Raw genomic sequence first — 16,700 nt, 5'->3', positions numbered from 1 at the left:
TCACCTCCTGGGGGACAAGTGGAGCCTGGGACGCAGGGTTGAAGAGGATCGTAAGTGGTCTAAACCAACTAACTCAACCGGTCTAGACCAATTATTCTTTCCCACTCTGACCGGACAAACGTCCCACGATCACCTGAATGGCCGCACCGGAGCACTCCCCAATAGTCCTAGATGGACGATCAGCCCGGGTGATCGCGGCACCCGGCAGCGGCCCCCGACGAGCCCTGATCCCAGTTTTCCCAAAGGATCCATAGGAACTCGCTATGCATTGTTGGGATGGGTGGAGACCGGATGGCGTAGGGCACGCTCTGTGAGTTCCGATCGCGCGCTGTGCACCGCGGCGCGCGCACCGATCAGCGGCGATCGGGCCCACCCTGCCTCGGGCTCGGCCGTCGCGAACCGCGAGGAGGTGCGAAGGGTGACCATCACCCGCCGCTCCGCGCTGGCGCTGACCGCGGCCGTTGCCGCCGGGTCCGCGCTGTTCGCCGGAGCACTGCCAGGGGCCACCGCGGCCCCGTCCCAGCCGTCGCAGGCGGTCGCCGACCAGTCCCCCGGCGTCGTCTACCGGGTCGCGGGCGGCGCGCTGCGCGCCGAGGCCCTGCTGCGCGCCGGGTACGACGTGCTGGAGGACCGCGACGGCGACGACCTGTTCGTCCTCGGCCGGTCCGACACCGCGAACCGGTTGCGCGCGGACGGTTTCCGCGCGTCGGTGGAGTCCGTGCTGCCGCCGCTGACGTGGGCCCCGCCCGCGCGCAGCGGCCAGGCCGCCGTGCTCGACGCGGCGGTCGCCGAGGAGACCTACTACGGCGGCTACCGGACCGTGAACGCCCAGTACGCCCACCTCGACCAGGTGGCCCGCGACCACGCGGCACTGGCCACGGTGGTCGACTACGGCGACTCGTGGCGCAAGTCCCGGGGGTCCGGCGGCTACGACCTCAAGGCGATCTGCCTGACGAAGAAGAACGCGGGCGACTGCGCGCTCAACCCGAACGCGCCCAAGCCCCGGCTGTTCGTCATGGGCCAGCTGCACGCCCGCGAGATCACCACCGGTGACGTGGCCTACCGCTGGATCGACCACCTGACCGACAACTACGGCACCGACGCCCAGGTGACCCAGCTCCTCGACAAGATCGAGGTGTGGGTGGTGCCGATCGCCAACCCGGACGGCGTGGACATCGTCCAGCGCGGCGGCGGGCGGCCGTACCTGCAGCGCAAGAACGGCAACAACACCAACGGCGCGGGCTGCGGCACCACCGGCGGCTCCAGCCAGGTCGGCATCGACCTCAACCGCAACACCAGCTCCGGCTTCGGCACCGGCAGCAGCACCCAGCCGTGCTCGGAGACCTACCGCGGCCCCAGCGCCAACTCGGAGGCGGAGACCAAGGCGCTGCAATCGCTGTGGCGCTCGCTCTACCGCGACCGCCGGGCCACCGGCACGTCCGCGCCCGCACCGGCGGACACCACGGGCATGGTCATCAGCATGCACAGCTACTCCAACATGGTGCTGTTCCCGTGGGGCTTCAACTCCTCGGTGAAATCGGGCAACGACACCGCGCTGCGCGGCATCGCCAGGCAGATGGCCTCGCTGGCCGGTGGCTGGCAGTACGGGCAGCCCGGCGAGATCCTCTACAACGCGGGCGGCGCCACCGACGACTGGGTCTACGACGACCTGGGCGTGTCCAGCTTCGTCTGGGAGATCGGCGGGTCCAGCGGTGCGTGCTCCGGGTTCACCCCGGCCTACTCCTGCCAGACCAGCACGTTCTGGCCGAAGGTGAAGTCGATGCTGACCTACGCCGCCACCAAGGCCCCGGCGCCGTACGGGAGCTGAGGCGAGGCGAGAAGTCCCATCGGATGGGGAGCGGGTCGAGACAGGGGCGCCCGCTCCCCCACCTCCACGCGGGCGATGCCTGCGTCCGCGCGGAGGCCCCGGCGGGGGCCGGGCGCACCCTCACGCGCCCGGCCCTCGCGCTTTTCCGAAGTTTTTTCTCCACACGCGTGCCCGCAGCCCTTATGGTGTACGCGTTCGGCGGGTCCCAAGCCCTCGCTGTGACCCGCGAGCCGCCGGGCTTGGCCGTGTCGTGCAGGGGCGCGGCCAAGCCCCGCGGCCGGTTGACCGGTCGTCCGGGGTTTCGCGCACGGGATCCGGCGAGCGCGGTCGCGGGGCGTCACTGTGCGACAGTGGCCCTGTGGACACCCTTGCCGTGGACCTCGCCACCGGTGGCGGCCCCTGGGACGCCGTCGGCGTGCTGTCGGCCGCCGCGGCGGTCTCGTCCGGACTGGTCGCCGGGATCTTCTTCGCCTTCTCCGTGTTCGTGATGCGCGCGCTCGGCGCGGTGCCCCCGGAGTCGGGCGTGGCCGCCATGCGGTCGATCAACCGGGTGATCATCACACCGCTGTTCATCGCCGTGTTCCTCGGCGCGGGCGCGCTCGGCGTCGCGCTCGCGGTGCTCGGCCCGTGGCCGCACGCGGTCGCGGCGGCGCTCTACGTGGTGGGCGTGTTCGGCGTGACCGGCGCGCGCAACGTGCCGTGGAACAACGAGCTCGACGCGCTGACGCCGGGCACCGCCGAGGCAGCCGCGTACTGGGCGGGCTACCTGCGGCGGTGGACGGCGTGGAACCACGTTCGAACGGTCGCCTCGACAGGAGCGACCGTGCTGTACGTGATCACGTGACCCACGATCAGATGACTATCGGACACCCCGGTGCCAACCGGAAAGCCGCAGAGCGAAACGCCTGACCCCCAGGCCCCCGCGTTCCCCCACCGGGCGCAGTGGACCACCCCGGTCGGCCCACACCCGCTCCGGCTCGCTCAGTCGCACTCGATCATCGGCGGCGCCGCGGGCGCGGGCACCCGGCGGGCGTCGCGCAGTCTTCGGCACAGCTCCTCGACGAGGTAGTCGTTCGCGTCGTGGTCGTTGACGTCGGCGTTGGCGAGGAAGAACCCCAGCAGCGCCTCGGCCGCGTCGTCGCGGTCGACGATCACCGGGTCGGCGACCGATCGCACGGAGCCGGAACCGAACTCGGCGGCCCGGTAACCATTCTCGTACATATCCCCCACCCCCTCACGGTGTGACCGTGTGGCGGTCACGGTTCCAATATGCCACCCAAACGCCAGTCCGTGATCACGATCGGGTGAATTAGCCCGCACTTTTTCACCACCGGGCCGGAAGAACCGGCGACGTTGGCCCGGTTCCCCGGCATAACGCCGCCAAACGGGGCATCACCCGGCTATTTCGCAAACACTGATCTGCAACTTGCAGATTTACGTTCTCGCAGCTCAAGTCCATGACGAGGGCATAACGTCAGGTCATTACGCCGGTGGTATACCCGGAACGCAACGTCGGATCCGACTGTCCGGACACCGATATCCGAGAATCGTGCGCGCGGACCGAACCCTCCAAGAACCGACGGCGGGACGAATCACACGCGCCGCATACCGAAACTCGCGATGACCGCGACGGACGTATCCGCGAAGAATAGCGTCAGCCAAAAATGGCAAACGGGTGATCGAAATACACACCCGGGGGAACCAGCGGGTTGCGGACGGGCGAAGACTTCCTGCCCTCCGCGACCGCTGCTAGCGTCGAACCACCCGCCCGCACGAGGAGGTAGCTCCATGCACGGGACCGGCGAACCCCTGTCCGGGGACTGGTGGCGCGACGCGGTGCTGTATGAAGTCTACATCCGTAGTTTTTCCGACGCCAACGGGGATGGCGTCGGCGACCTCCCCGGACTCCGTTCCCGCCTCGACCACCTCGCTGACCTGGGCGTGGACGCCCTGTGGGTCACCCCGTTCACCACCTCCCCGATGGCCGACGGCGGGTACGACGTGGCCGATTACCGCGACGTGGACCCGACTTTCGGTTCGCTGGACGACGCCAGGGGCCTGGTCGCCGACGCGCACGCGCGCGGGCTCAAGGTCGTCGTGGACCTGGTCCCCAACCACACCTCCTCGGCGCACGCGTGGTTCACCGAGGCACTCGCCGCCGGTCCGGGCTCGCCCGCGCGGGCGCGGTACGTCTTCCGGGACGGGCGCGGCCCCGGTGGCGAGCGCCCGCCCAACGACTGGGAATCGGTCTTCGGCGGCCTGGCCTGGACCCGCGTCCCGGACGGGCAGTGGTACCTGCACCTGTTCGACGTGACCCAGCCGGACTTGGACTGGACCAACGAGGAGGTGCGCGCGGAGTTCCGCGCCATCCTGCGGTTCTGGCTGGACCTGGGGGTGGACGGCTTCCGGGTGGACGTCGCGCACGGCATGGTCAAGCGCGACGGCCTGCCCGACGTCGGCGCGGCGGGCCAGCACGGGCTGCGGCACACCCGCGAGCTGCCGTACTGGGACCAGGACGGCGTGCACGAGATCTACCGCGACTGGCGCAAGGTCCTCGACACCTACCGGCCGCCGCGCGTGGCCGTGGCCGAGGCGTGGACCACCGGCGCCGACCGCACGGCCCGCTACGTGCGCCCCGACGAGCTGCACCAGGCCTTCAACTTCCACTACCTGACCGCCGAGTGGGACGCCGCGGCGCTCCGCGCGGTGATCACCGGGTCGATCGCCGCGATGGCCCCGGTCGGCGCGCCCGCCACCTGGGTGCTGTCCAACCACGACGTCACCCGGCACGTGACCCGCTACGGCGGCGGCGCGACCGGGCTGCGCCGGGCCAGGGCCGCCGCGCTGCTGACGCTGGCGCTGCCGGGCTCGGTCTACCTCTACCAAGGGGAGGAGCTCGGTCTGCCGGAGGTGACCGACCTGCCCGACGAGGTGCTGCGCGACCCGACCTGGGCGCGCTCGGGGCACACCGACCGGGGCCGAGACGGCTGCCGCGTGCCGCTGCCGTGGGACACCGGGGGCAGCGCGCTGGGCTTCGGCCCGGACGGGTCGACGCCGTGGCTGCCGCAGCCCGCCGACTGGGCCGGGCTGTCCGTGGCCGCGCAGAGCCGTGAGCACGGCTCGACTCTCGAGCTGTACCGGGCGGCACTGCGGCTGCGCCGGGAGTCGCCGGAGTTGCGCTCGGACACGCCGCTCACGTGGCTCGACGCGGGGCCGGAGGTGCTGGCGCTGCGCCGGGGCGGGTTCGGCTGCGCGGTCAACCTGGGCGCGGCACCGGCGCGGATGCCCGCGTCCGGTGTGCTGCTCGCCTCGGGACCGTACACAGTGGACGGTCCGGACGTGGTGCTGCCGCCCGACACCGCCGTGTGGTGGCGCGCCGGGTGACCGGCCGACGTTCCAGGATGCCCCAGGTCCCGCCGCCGCACCAGGGTGGTTGATCTCTTTCCTGGGAAAGCGTCATCCGGTTGTCGCACTGGGCGTCACGAAACAGTAACAACGTGCCACGGTGCATGTTCACGGCCCGGGCCGGGCGAGAACAGTTCGACCATCACCTAGCCCACGCCCACGGCGAGCGGAACCCGGGGCGCGGCAACGCTTTCCGGGAGGCGTCGTGGCAAGGCAGGGTCTGATCGGCCGCATCGGCATCGCGGCGGTACTGGTGCTCACCGCGAGCGCGTGCGGGACCGACTCCGGTTCGCGCCCGACCCCCCCGCAGGCCGCGCTCGACGGTGTCGGGCCGATCACCCTGGCGACCGGCAAGGACACCTCGGGCAACCTGCAGAACCAGATCGACGGCTGGAACTCGGCGCACCCGGACCAGCGGGTGAGCCTGATCGAGCTGCCGGAGAACGCCGACGCGCAGCGCCAGCAGATGGTGCAGAACGCGCAGACCCGCTCGGACACCTACGCGGTGCTCAACCTCGATGTCATCTGGACCGCGGAGTTCGCCGCGAACCAGTGGGTGGTGCAGCTGCCGGAGGCGGAGTTCCCGCTGGACAAGCTGCTGCCCGCGACCGTCGAGACCGGCACGTACTTCAACCGGCTCTACGCGGTGCCGACCAACTCCGACGGCGGGTTGCTCTACTACCGCAAGGACCTGCTGGACGCGGCGGGTCTGACGCCGCCGAAGACGTGGGCCGAGCTGTCGGCGGCGTGCGCGAAGGTCCTGCCCGCCAACCCCGGGACCTCCTGCTACGCCGGGCAGTTCGAGAAGTACGAGGGCCTGACGGTCAACTTCTCCGAGGCGGTGAACTCGGCGGGCGGCGCGGTGGTCGGCCCGGACGGCAAGCCCACGCTGGACACCGAGGCCGCGCGCAAGGGCCTGGAGTTCCTGGTGAACGGCGTCAAGTCCGGCGAGATCCCGGGGAAGGCGCGCACGTTCAAGGAGGAGGAGGGGCGGCGCGCGTTCCAGGCGGGCGAGCTGGTGTTCCACCGGCAGTGGCCGTACCAGTACCTGAAGGCCGCCGCGACGGACGGTTCCTCGGCGGTGGCGGGGAAGTTCGCGGTGGCGCCGCTGCCGGGGCTCACCGGTCCCGGGTCGTCCACTTTGGGCGGTCACAACCTGGCGGTGAGCGCGTTCGCGAAGAACAAGAAGACGGCGCTGGAGTTCATCAAGTACCTGTCCAGCGAGGAGCAGCAGCGGGCGAACCTGGAGAAGTCGTCGCAGGCGCCGACCTGGGCCGCGCTCTACGACGACCCGGCGCTGACCGCGCGCTTCCCGTACCTGCCGACGCTCAAGCAGAGCATCCTCGGCGCCAAGCGGCGGCCCGCGGTGGTGAAGTACCAGGAGGTGTCCACCGCGATCCAGAACGCGGTCTACGACGCCATGGGCGGGAAGGGTGACGTCGGTGGCGCGCTGACGGGTCTGCAGGCGCGGCTGTCCGAGCTGACCAAGTGACAGCCGTCGCCGACCCACCGAGATCCCGTCGGCGCGCGGGGACCGGGCGGCTGGCCGCCGCCCTGGTCTCCCCCACGCTGGTCGTGCTGGGTCTGGTGGTGGCGTACCCGATCGTCTCGGCCGTCCGGCTGGCGTTCTACCAGCGCAACGACGGCGTGGACCCGGAAACCGGCCTGCTGGAGACCGGCTACCGGTTCGTCGGCATCGACAACTTCGCCGACATGGTCACCGGCGCCACCGCGGGCCGCTTCCTCAACGCGCTGTGGAACACCACGACGTTCACGGTGGTCGGGGTCGCGGTCGAGGTCGTGCTCGGTGTGCTGATGGCCCTGGTGATGCACCACGCGTTCCGGGGCAGGGCGCTGGTGCGGGCGAGCATCCTGGTGCCGTGGGCGGTGCCGACGGCGATCGCGGGTCTGCTGTGGAACTGGGTGTTCCAGGCCGACGGCGTGGCCAACGACCTGCTGCCGGGCCCGGCGATCCTGTGGACCACCGACGGGCTGCAGGCGTGGTTCGCGGTGATCATCGCCGACACCTGGAAGACGGCCCCGTTCATCGGCCTGCTCGTGCTGGCCGGGCTCCAGGTCATCCCCCAGGAGGTCTACGAGGCCGCGCGGCTGGACGGGGCCTCGCCGTGGCGGCAGTTCTCCTCGGTCACGCTGCCGCTGGTGCGGCCGACGCTGCTGGTGGCGGTGCTGTTCCGGATCCTCGACACGCTGCGGATGTTCGACCTGCCGTACACGCTGGTGGGGCCGGGCAAGGACGCCACGGACACGGTGACGGTGCTGGCGTTCGAGGAGGCCGTGCGGTTCGGGCGGTACGGCCCGGCGTCGGCGTACGCGGTGTTCCTGTTCCTGTACGTGGCGGTGGTGGCCTTCGTGTTCGTCCGGCTGCTGGGCGCGGACGTCGTGGGGGCGCGGGTGGGGAGGAACCGGTGAGCACCCGTCTGCGCTCGGCGCTGCCGTACCTGGGGATCGCGGCGATCGTGGCGTACTGCCTGGCGCCGTTCTACTGGATGCTGGTCTCCAGCCTCCGCCGCACCAGCGACATCTTCGACTCGGGCCCCATCCCCTCCCCACTCTCGTTCGAGTCCTACACCGCCGCCTTCGACGACCGCAACGGCTTCCTGCGGTCACTGCTGAACAGCTTCATCGTCGCGGGCGCCACCACGGTCCTGGTGCTGCTCTTCGCCACCTTCGCCGCGTACGCGTTGGCCCGGTTGACCTTCCGGTTCAAGAACGCGGTGCTGGCGCTGATCATCGCCACCAGCATGTTCCCGGGCATCTCCCTGCTGATCCCCCTGCTGGACCTGTTCTCGGACATCGACTGGATCAACACCTACCAGGCCATGATCGTCCCCAACGTCGGCTACGTCCTCCCCCTCGCCGTCTGGAACCTCACGGCCTTCTTCCGCCAGATGCCGGGAGAACTGGAGGAAGCGGCCCAAATAGACGGTTGCACCCCGGCCCAAGCCTTCCGAAAGGTCATCCTCCCCATCGCCACCCCCGGCGTGTTCACCACCGCGATCATCACCTTCATCGCGGCCTGGAACGAGTTCATCATCGCGCTGTCGGTGGTGAACCGGGAGGAGCTGAAGACGGCCCCGGTCATCACGAGCCAGTTCACCGGGACGACGCAGTTCGACTCGCCGTTCGGCACGCAGATGGCGGCGGGCGTCATCGTGACGATCCCACTGGTGATCCTCGTCCTGCTCTTCCAGCGCCGCATCGTGGCGGGCTTGACGGCAGGAGGGGTCAAATGATTCCACGGAAGGTATTGTGAGCGAGAATACACTAGTCACAATCGGGCGCTTCATCACTCACTGCCTACTGCCGAACGGGTACCATTTTCCGGAAGAGTTCGGGAAAGCGATCAACCTTACCCCAACCGGCTCCGAGATCATCGGCCAGATCGCAGGCGAGCACCCGGACTTTCTTGACTCCGACTTGAAGGCAGCAGCTTTGGGCCGATTCACGGCCCGCAATTCACTGCTTATCGATTGCGACCGAAGCGGCGCAGCTGCCGCCCTTGAATCCATCAGTGTAGAGGTGGCCGAAAAACGGATTAGATACCCGTGGATTTTGGGCCAGGGCCTCGACCAGAGGTATGCGAAGCTGTACAGCACCGACCTGATACAGGAGTCACTTCCCCCGATACAGTCGTATCAGCTGCTGGACCCACTACCACAGGGAGTGTTCCAACTTCGCAACCTGGTGTGCGGACCATTCGGGTTGCAGGAGTCGGCGTCGGCACGCTACTTCGCACCTCTGACCTGCGGCCCAACCTATCTGTGCCCCCGAGTCGAGTGCACCACAGGCCACCACGTCGGCCTGAGGACGGGCGACACCGACGCGGGCCAGGCGTGGCAGATCATCGAACGGCGTTACCCGACCGGCGGCGTACTGTCGAACCACGTCATTGACATCCTTCGTCCAGATGATGACTACTACGACGTGTTCAACGCCGACAACCTCCCGTGGCTCGTCGGCAACGGATTGACGCCCGACGAACAGCGCACCCTGGTCCAAACTCTGATCCGCAAGGATCGACTGATGATCACCGACCGGCTGTCCGGGGCGCACGGGATGCCGACCAACAAGAATGCCGTGATCAAAATGATCACATCCTACGACGACGCGCGTTGCCTTCAACTAACCCTGCTCTACCCCACTACCGATATCGTCGAGGCGATTGAAGAACTCGTGGACGACGACGCGATCCACCTGACACCTACCGAACTCAGAAAGGCTGTCGCGGTACGCCACAAGGCGGGTGGATCGTTCCATGTGGAGCAGGAACTGAGCCGGAACGGAATCCGCTTCACCGGGAACACTCAACCGCTCAACCTGCGAACGTTTCTACAGTCGATCTACGCGACCGAAGAGCAGCGAGAAGAGCTCGGCTATTTGTTGCGCGAATACCAGAGCGGCACCCCCTACGACAAGCTCGACTACTTCCTGCGCGATGCCGACGAGAACGAACTGCTGAGTCGGCTGGTGCTTTCCACACGTGGCTCCTTGATGCGCTCGTTCAAGGAGTTGAGGTACGGCAGGTTCGAGGTGCCCGCAGGTCCGGAGGACGAGCAGAGACTTCGCGGCCGGTTGCTGTGGAAGTTGGGGCGCACCCAGGAGCCGCCGCCCAGCAATGACCAAGCGGTGTTGCGCCACATCGATCGGATACGGGAGGTGGAGAACGTCGAGTACGCCGCCGGCACCGAGTGGGCAACCGTCGCGCGCAGCGCCGGGCTCGACCTCTTCGTCGAAGCGGAGTCGTTCCTGGCGTCGGCGACCGAGTTCGCCTGCTGGCTCCTCACCAACGATCACTGCGGCCGCAAGGAGGAGCTCTTCGTCTACAGCAGAGCCAAGTCGAGGGCGTGGAGCGCCTCGGTCCTCTCCCAGGAGTCCGACAACTTCACCTACGACCCGGCGGGCCGGAACTCCCTCGGGGTGCTGATCGAGTCTTTGCTCCGAGTCGCGCAGGTAGCCGAACGGACAGTCGAGAACGCCGACATGTACGTCAAACAGTCGGACGGCCCGACGTACAGCAAGTACACGCAGTTGCGCATCTACCCGTTCAACCACTCACGAATGGTCTGCGACCTGACCCGTCAGAGCCAGTCCACCCTGATCGATGCCTTGCGCGAGGCGCACTCGACGCTGGTGCGGGCCAAGGTCGCCGAGGTGCGCAACCGCCTGGGGCACGCCCCGTCGACCTTCCCGACATTGACGGACCTCATCCGGGCAGCGGAGGGTGTCTCAGCCGCGGCGACCACCCTGACCTCCGCCGGCCTCACTCCCACGGTGTTCGGCTTCGAGTCCTCGCTGCGCACCGCGTCAGGCAGGACGAAGAAGACCTATCGCGACGGCAGCAACCGGGAGGCCCACCTCTACCTGCCGTCGCCGCTCACCGGCACGGGCATCCCCGACGGCGACCACCAGATGATCATCTGTGGTTCCGCCATCGTCGCCAACACCACCGAACCGCTTCGGTTCCTGGTCGAGGAGGACACCGTGTTCGCCGACTACTGGCGTGGATACCGTGACCGCGACACCAGTGGCCCCGCGGCGCATTCGACAGGCGCCCGCTAGGCGGCAACCGTTCTCGGTGCCAACCACCGCTCAGGAGAAGCTCGCCAGCACCCGCTCGTACGCGGCCGGTTCGGCCTTGAGCTGGTCCAGCCCCAACCGGGCCGCCCCCAGGATCGGCGGGTTCCGCGCCACGTGCAGGCGCGCGCGGGGGGCTCGGGTCGCGTAGCCCGACTCCACGGCCGCCATGAACCTCGGCGAACCACCCGTCAGCACCCCACCGCCCAGGATCACGTCCGCGGGCGTGTCCAGGAGGTCCAGGCGGTCCAGGATCGCGCAGCCCAGGAGGCAGGCCTCCTCCGCCATGCGGGCCGCCAGGCCCAGGGCCACGGGGTCCGACGACTCCAGCAGCCGCGGTGCCAGCTCACCCAGCCGGTGCCGGGGGATCTCGCCGTTGTGGATCGCCACGGCCGCCGCGGTCGCGCTGGGCGTGTGGAAGTGGTCGCACACCAGGGAAACCAGTTCCGTCGGCACGCCCCGGCCGTCTTCCGCGCGGACCGCGTGCCACAGCGCTTCCTCGCCCAGGTGCTGCCCGCCGCCCCAGTCGCCCGTCAGCTTGCCCAGGGCCGGGAAGCGGGCGACGCGCCCGTCCGGGCCGATGCCCGCCGCGTTCACGCCCGCGCCGCACACCACCGCGACGCCCCACCCGCGCGTGGTTCCCGCGCGCAGCAAGGCAAACGTATCGTTGCCGACCTCCACCGACGGCGCGATCCCGCGCCGCAGGAACTCGTCGCGGAGGGCGGTTTCCTCCTCCGGGAGGTCCGCGCCCGCCAGGTAGGCCGCGACGTGGTCCGCGTACGGCGGCGGGACGCCGAGCATCTCCGCCGCCGTACGGGCCACTACGTCCACCGCTGCCTCGACACCGACGGTCTGCGGTTCGAAACCGGCGCCGCGGCCCCGGGCGAGGACGGTGCCGTCCTCGCGGACCAGGGCCACGTCGGTTTTGCTGTTCCCGCCGTCGATGGCGAGGACCGTCCTCATCGGACGGAGGCCCACGGGAGGAAGTCGCGGTTGACCTCGATCAGCCTGCCCGCCAGCCGCTCGGCCACCGAGATCTGGCCGACCAGCGGGTGCGCCAGCAGCGCCTCGGTCACCAGGTCCTCGCCGCCGGTGATGGCCGCGCGGACCGCCAGCGACTCGTACGCCGACACGTGCCCGATCAGACCGGCCAGCAGCGGTGAAACCGGTGCCACGGGCCAGGTCTGGGCGCCCGCCGAGGTCACCGTGGCGGGTACCTCGACGACGGCGTTGTCCGGCAGGAACGGCAGGGTGCCGTTGTTGCGGACGTTGACCACGTGCACGTCCCCGCCCTCGCCGAACAGCGACGCGAGCAGCGCCACCGCGGCCTCGGAGTAGAACGCGCCGCCGCGGCTGGTCAGCAGGTCGGGCTTGGTGTCGACGCTCGGGTCGGCGTAGAGCTCGAGGAGCTTGTCCTCGACCTCCTTGACCGCGCTGGCCCGCGACGTCCCAACCTTCTGCTCGGCGACGACCGCGTCGTGCTCGTAGTAGTACCGCAGGTAGTACGACGGCACGACGCCCAGCCGGTGCAGCACCGGCTCCGGCAGCCCGATCTGCTTGGCGATGGCCTCGCCGTGCTGGTCGATCAGCCGGGGCAGGACGTCCTCGCCGCGCAGGTAGACCGCGCGGATCCAGGTCAGGTGGTTGAGCCCGACGTGGTCGAGGGCGATCCGCGACGGTTCGACGTCGAGCAGCGCGGCGAAGCGCCGCTGGAAGCCGATCGCCACGTTGCACAGGCCGATCGCCCGGTGCCCGGCGTCGAGCAGCGCCTTGGTGACGATGCCGACCGGGTTGGTGAAGTCCACGATCCACGCCTTCGGCGCGACCGCGGCGACCCGCTCGGCGACGTCGAGCACGACCCGCACGGTGCGCATGGCCATGGCCAGGCCGCCCGCGCCGACGGTCTCCTGCCCGACGCACCCGCACTCCAACGGGACCGTCTCGTCCTGGTGGCGCATGGCCTGCCCGCCGACGCGGAGCTGGATCAGCACCGCGTCCGCGCCCGCCACGCCCTTCTCCAGCTCGGTGGCGGTGGACAACCGGGCCGGGTGGCCCGCGCGGTTGAGGATCCGCGCGGACACCCCGGCCACCAGGCCGAGCCGGTGCTCGTCGGTGTCGATCAGCACCAGCTCGGTGACCGGCAACTCGGCGCGCAGTCTGGCGATGCCGTCGACCAGCTCCGGGGTGTAGGTCGAGCCTCCGCCGACGACCGCGAGTTTCACTTGAGCGCTCCCGAGGTGAGCCCGGCTTGGATCTGCCGCTGGAAGATCAGGTAGACCACCAGCGCCGGGATGATCGTCATGGTCAGCGCCGCGAACAGGCCCGGCCAGTCGGCCTGGTAGCCGGCGTTGGTCGAGATGTTCGCGATGCCCTGGGTCAGCACCCACTTCTTGTCGTCGCCCGCGAGCAGCACGATCGGCAGCAGGTACTGGTTCCACTGCCCGATCACGTTGAAGACCGTGATGCTGATCAGGCCCGGCTTGGCCATCGGCACCATGATCTGGAAGAACGTGCGGGTGTGCGACGCGCCGTCGATCATGGCGGCCTCGGCGATCGGCACCGGGAGGGTGCGGAAGAACGCCGAGAGGAAGAACACCGTGAACGGCAGTGAGTACGCGATGTAGACCAGGATCAGGCCCAGGTGCGTGTTCAGCAACCCGAGGTTGCGGACCACGAAGAACAGCGGCACCAGGGCCAGGAACACCGGGAACACCATGCCGGAGACGAACAGCGTGTAGATGAACCGGTTGCCCCGGAAGGAGAACCGGGACAGCACGTACGCCGCCATCGCCCCGAGCAGCATCGTGCCCGCTGTGCCGCAGGCGACCACGATGACGCTGTTGAACAGGTAGGTCCCGACGTTGGCCTTCTCCCACGCCCGGCCCCACGAGTCCCAGCTGATCGAACTCGGCAGGCCGAGCGGATCGGTGAAGATCTGGGTGTTCGTCTTGAACGAGGCCAGGAACGTCCACAGGATCGGCAGGATCACGGTGAGCGCCCAGACGAACAGCGCCAGGTGCGAGAGCCCCTTGAACGCGGGGTTGCCCCGGTCGTGCTTGTTGCGGCGCACCGGGGGCGGACCGGAACCGTTGTCCGGTCCGCCTTCGGTGCGCTCGACGGTGAGGTTGGCGCTCATCAGTACTCGATCCGTTCCCGCCTGGTCACCCGGAGGGTGAGCACGGCGAAGGTGAGGCTGAGGACGAACAGCGCGACACCCATGGCTGAGGCGTAACCGTACTTGGAGAAGGTGAACGCGTTGCGCCAGATCTCCAGCGGCAGCACGGTCGTCGAGCCGTCCGGGCCACCCCGGTCGACCGAGAGGACCTGCACGATGGCGAACCCGTCGAACGCGGCGATGCCCAGGTACACCCAGGCGACCTGCATGGTGTCCCACAGCAGCGGCAGCGTGACCTGGAAGAACATCCGGCCCTTGCTGCAGCCGTCGAGCTGCGCGGCCTCGACGATCTCCTTGGGGATGGAGGCCATGCCCGCGGCGAAGAGCACCACGTAGAAGCCGACCGCCTGCCACACCAGCACCGCGATCAGCATCCACAGCGCCAGGTTCGGCTTGGTGAGCCAGCCGATCGGCTCGACGCCGACCAGGTCGAGCAGGCCGTTGAGCACACCGCCCTTGTCGGGGCGGTACATGGCCTGGAACAGCACGCCGATCACGGCGACCGCGAGGACCTGCGGGAAGAAGAACACCGCCTGGTAGAAGCGCGATCCCCGCACGCCCTTGGTCCCGGCGCCCATGTTGAGCAGGAACGCGAAGAACAGCGCGATGATCAGCGTCACCAGCGGCAGCACCAGCAGCAGGATGCCGTGGTGCAGCACCGCCTTCCAGAAGACGCTGTCGGAGAACAGCACCTCGAAGTTCTTGAAGCCCACGAACTTCGGGGAGGCGGTGATGCCCTTCCAGTCGGTCAGCGCCAGGTAGAACGCCTGCAGGTACGGCGCGATGACGAAGATGACGTAGATGATGATCGGCAGCGCCAGGAACGAGATGACGAACCTGGCGCCGCCGCGGGGCATCCTCATGAGGTGCGGTTCTGCTTGGTCACCGCCGAGTCGTTGCGCACGGCGTCGGCCTTGGCCTGCACGTCCTTGCAGAACTGGTCGGGGGTGATGCGGCCGAACATGAGCGCGTTGGTCTTCGCGCGCAGCTCGGTCTCGAACTCCTTGTACCAGTCCTCGAACAGGTTGTAGGTGATGATGTTGTCACCGGCCTTGTTCAGGGCGTCGTTGCTGGCCTTGGTGCCCGGCGACAGCGGGAGGCCGTCGGCGGCGCCCTTGACCACGGTGATGTTGCCGGTCTTCTCCGAGAAGCCGCGCGCGCCTTCCTTCGACAGCATCATGCGCATGTACTCGAGCCCGCCCTGGGGGTTCTTCGCCTTGGCCGGGATGATGTACGCCTCGCCCGCGGCCGCGCGGACGGCGCCGAAGGGCAGCTTGTCCGAGGAGGTGACGCTCGGGGTCGGGGTCAGCCCGTACTTGAACGTCGCGGGCGTCTGCTCCTTCTGCTCGTTCTCCAGCCACGAACCGCTGGGGTAGAAGCCGATCTGACCCTGGTTCTGCGCGGTCTGCACCTCGGTGTGGGTCAGGCCCTCGAAGGACGGGTCCAGGTACTTCTTGCCGATCTCGGCCCACGCGGTGGCGGCCTTGAGCACCGGCTCGGAGGTCCAGACGCCTTCCTTGAGGTTGTCCATGTCGATGAGCACCTGGTTGCCCGCGATCTTCGCGGCCGTGATGGCGATCATCCAGTACTGGTAGTACGAGGCGTTCTTGCCCGCGTAGGCGTAGGGCTTGAGGCCCGCGGCCTTGATCTTGCCGAGGAGCGCGTCGAACTCCTCGAACGTGGTCGCGGGGGTCCAGCTGTTCTTCTCGAACAGCGCCTGGTCGTACCAGAGGCCGTACACGGTGTAGATGTACTTCATCAGGTACGGCTTGCCGCTGAGGATGCCCGCCTCGACGGTGCCGGGGAGCAGGCCGTCGCGGACCTTGCCCGAGCCGCCGATGGCCGGGGCGTCGAACAGCGGGGTCAGGTCCAGCAGCTGGCCCTCGCTGGCGAGCGCGCCGTTGTCCATCACGTCGCTGCCGGAGTTGGCGATCACGTCCGGCACGTCGCCGCTGGCGAACCGCGGCTGCATGGTCTGCGAGATCTGCTGGGTCGGCATGTGCTTGATGGTGGCCTCGGGGTAGGCCTTCTTGTACATCGGTTCGTGCACCTCGGTGGCGTACGCGTCACCGAGACCGCCCTTGAAGATCACGACCTCGAGCGGCGCATTGGCCGCGACACCCAATGGGTTGTTCGCCGACACCGTGCCGGTGGGGCCGTTGTTGGCGGGCTTGTCATCGGAGCCGAACGCGCAGGCGGACAGCGGGCCGGCCGCTAGCACGGCCATTCCGAGCCCCTTGAGCACTGATCGGCGACTGGGGTTCTGCGGAAGCGCAGCGGACATGTGGAGACTCCTTCGACCGTCACGCGACCGGTTCGCGAGGCCCGCCCACTATCGGCGCGGAGCCCTGAGCCGGGCAATCGGACAGATGGGTGATTTGGTCTAGACCATACTCCGGCGATATGCCGCTTGGCCAGCACTGATACCGAACTCGATCATGGCAGATTTGGGCCTATAACGATGTGGCAGCCCTGCTCGATCCACCCTTGACCGGACTACCCCGAGGTACCAGAGTTGCCCGGTTTGGGGGTCGGGACCGGGAGCGCTCCATGTCCGATTCGCACCGGCGACCCCACCAGGGCAACGATTTAGTTTGTACGGGCAACCGCGATGGTACGGAAGGGCAAAAGCAAAGGTCGAGACGAATAGTGATGATGTCCGACCCGCGGCGCCGCGATTACCGGACACCACTTCGC

General features: G+C 68.6%; 13 protein-coding genes. 7 read left to right on the top strand and 6 right to left on the bottom strand.

The window, feature by feature from the left end:
- Positions 1–418 precede the first annotated feature (418 nt).
- Both V5P93_RS13110 and V5P93_RS13105 read left to right on the top strand, forming a co-directional pair.
- Positions 419–1,828, top strand: coding sequence for a M14 family zinc carboxypeptidase (locus tag V5P93_RS13110; protein ID WP_104480518.1), 1,410 nt, complete (start codon positions 419–421; stop codon positions 1,826–1,828).
- A 358-nt stretch (positions 1,829–2,186) separates the two neighbouring features.
- The gene (locus tag V5P93_RS13105; RefSeq protein ID WP_245931391.1) at positions 2,187–2,672 is read left to right on the top strand and encodes a DUF1772 domain-containing protein; all 486 of its coding nucleotides are present in this window, start codon (positions 2,187–2,189) and stop codon (positions 2,670–2,672) included.
- A 137-nt stretch (positions 2,673–2,809) separates the two neighbouring features.
- Here V5P93_RS13105 and V5P93_RS13100 read toward each other — a convergent pair whose 3' ends face one another.
- The gene (locus V5P93_RS13100) at positions 2,810–3,049 is read right to left on the bottom strand and encodes a hypothetical protein (RefSeq protein ID WP_104480352.1); all 240 of its coding nucleotides are present in this window, start codon (positions 3,047–3,049) and stop codon (positions 2,810–2,812) included.
- 588 nt (positions 3,050–3,637) lie between these two features.
- Between V5P93_RS13100 and V5P93_RS13095 the strand changes: the two genes are divergently transcribed.
- The 5 genes from V5P93_RS13095 (at position 3,638) to V5P93_RS13075 (ending at position 10,813) form a co-directional block, all read left to right on the top strand.
- Entirely contained in the window at positions 3,638–5,212 is a 1,575-nt protein-coding gene (locus V5P93_RS13095) for a glycoside hydrolase family 13 protein (protein ID WP_104480519.1), read from the top strand.
- Between the two features lie 226 nt (positions 5,213–5,438).
- Positions 5,439–6,725: an ABC transporter substrate-binding protein gene (locus V5P93_RS13090; protein WP_104480353.1), complete on the top strand. Its 1,287-nt coding sequence runs from the start codon at positions 5,439–5,441 to the stop codon at positions 6,723–6,725.
- Positions 6,722–7,663, top strand: coding sequence for a carbohydrate ABC transporter permease (locus V5P93_RS13085; protein ID WP_104480354.1), 942 nt, complete (start codon positions 6,722–6,724; stop codon positions 7,661–7,663). The genes V5P93_RS13090 and V5P93_RS13085 overlap by 4 nt, the downstream gene beginning before the upstream one ends.
- On the top strand, positions 7,660–8,487 hold the full coding sequence (locus V5P93_RS13080; RefSeq protein WP_245931392.1) for a carbohydrate ABC transporter permease: 828 nt from the start codon (positions 7,660–7,662) through the stop codon (positions 8,485–8,487). Before V5P93_RS13085 ends, V5P93_RS13080 begins: the two co-directional genes overlap by 4 nt.
- A gap of 16 nt (positions 8,488–8,503) precedes the next feature.
- Positions 8,504–10,813 carry a hypothetical protein gene (locus V5P93_RS13075; protein WP_146108107.1) on the top strand — a complete coding sequence of 770 codons (2,310 nt, stop codon included), beginning with the start codon at positions 8,504–8,506 and terminating at the stop codon, positions 10,811–10,813.
- Between the two features lie 30 nt (positions 10,814–10,843).
- Here the strand turns inward: V5P93_RS13075 and V5P93_RS13070 are convergent, their stop codons facing one another.
- From V5P93_RS13070 to ngcE, 5 genes are read right to left on the bottom strand one after another with little or no spacing between them, the layout of a single operon-like run.
- Positions 10,844–11,791 (bottom strand): N-acetylglucosamine kinase, encoded by a 948-nt coding sequence (locus V5P93_RS13070; RefSeq protein WP_104480356.1) that lies wholly within the window; start codon positions 11,789–11,791, stop codon positions 10,844–10,846.
- Complete coding sequence (locus V5P93_RS13065) at positions 11,788–13,050, bottom strand: 6-phospho-beta-glucosidase (RefSeq protein ID WP_104480357.1); 1,263 nt, start codon at positions 13,048–13,050, stop codon at positions 11,788–11,790. The genes V5P93_RS13070 and V5P93_RS13065 overlap by 4 nt, the downstream gene beginning before the upstream one ends.
- Positions 13,047–13,964, bottom strand: a complete 918-nt coding sequence (locus tag V5P93_RS13060) for a carbohydrate ABC transporter permease (RefSeq protein WP_104480358.1) — start codon at positions 13,962–13,964, stop codon at positions 13,047–13,049. Before V5P93_RS13060 ends, V5P93_RS13065 begins: the two co-directional genes overlap by 4 nt.
- Complete coding sequence (locus tag V5P93_RS13055) at positions 13,964–14,866, bottom strand: carbohydrate ABC transporter permease (protein ID WP_104480359.1); 903 nt, start codon at positions 14,864–14,866, stop codon at positions 13,964–13,966. Before V5P93_RS13055 ends, V5P93_RS13060 begins: the two co-directional genes overlap by 1 nt.
- Positions 14,863–16,230, bottom strand: coding sequence for an N-acetylglucosamine/diacetylchitobiose ABC transporter substrate-binding protein (ngcE, locus tag V5P93_RS13050; protein WP_104480360.1), 1,368 nt, complete (start codon positions 16,228–16,230; stop codon positions 14,863–14,865). Before ngcE ends, V5P93_RS13055 begins: the two co-directional genes overlap by 4 nt.
- Positions 16,231–16,700: the final 470 nt, after the last annotated feature.

The sequence above is a fragment of the Actinokineospora auranticolor genome (assembly GCF_041897805.1).
In the GTDB taxonomy this organism is placed as follows: domain Bacteria; phylum Actinomycetota; class Actinomycetes; order Mycobacteriales; family Pseudonocardiaceae; genus Actinokineospora; species Actinokineospora auranticolor.
This window is presented reverse-complemented; position numbering and strand designations above follow the sequence as displayed.

Bases quoted from the DNA above. Each gene is read 5' to 3' on its own strand.
- V5P93_RS13100 (WP_104480352.1), bottom strand. From the start codon at position 3,049: ATGTACGAGAATGGTTACCGGGCCGCCGAGTTCGGTTCCGGCTCCGTG.
- V5P93_RS13070 (WP_104480356.1), bottom strand. From the start codon at position 11,791: ATGAGGACGGTCCTCGCCATCGACGGCGGGAACAGCAAAACCGACGTG.
- V5P93_RS13060 (WP_104480358.1), bottom strand. From the start codon at position 13,964: ATGAGCGCCAACCTCACCGTCGAGCGCACCGAAGGCGGACCGGACAAC.
- V5P93_RS13055 (WP_104480359.1), bottom strand. From the start codon at position 14,866: ATGAGGATGCCCCGCGGCGGCGCCAGGTTCGTCATCTCGTTCCTGGCG.
- ngcE (WP_104480360.1), bottom strand. From the start codon at position 16,230: ATGGCCGTGCTAGCGGCCGGCCCGCTGTCCGCCTGCGCGTTCGGCTCC.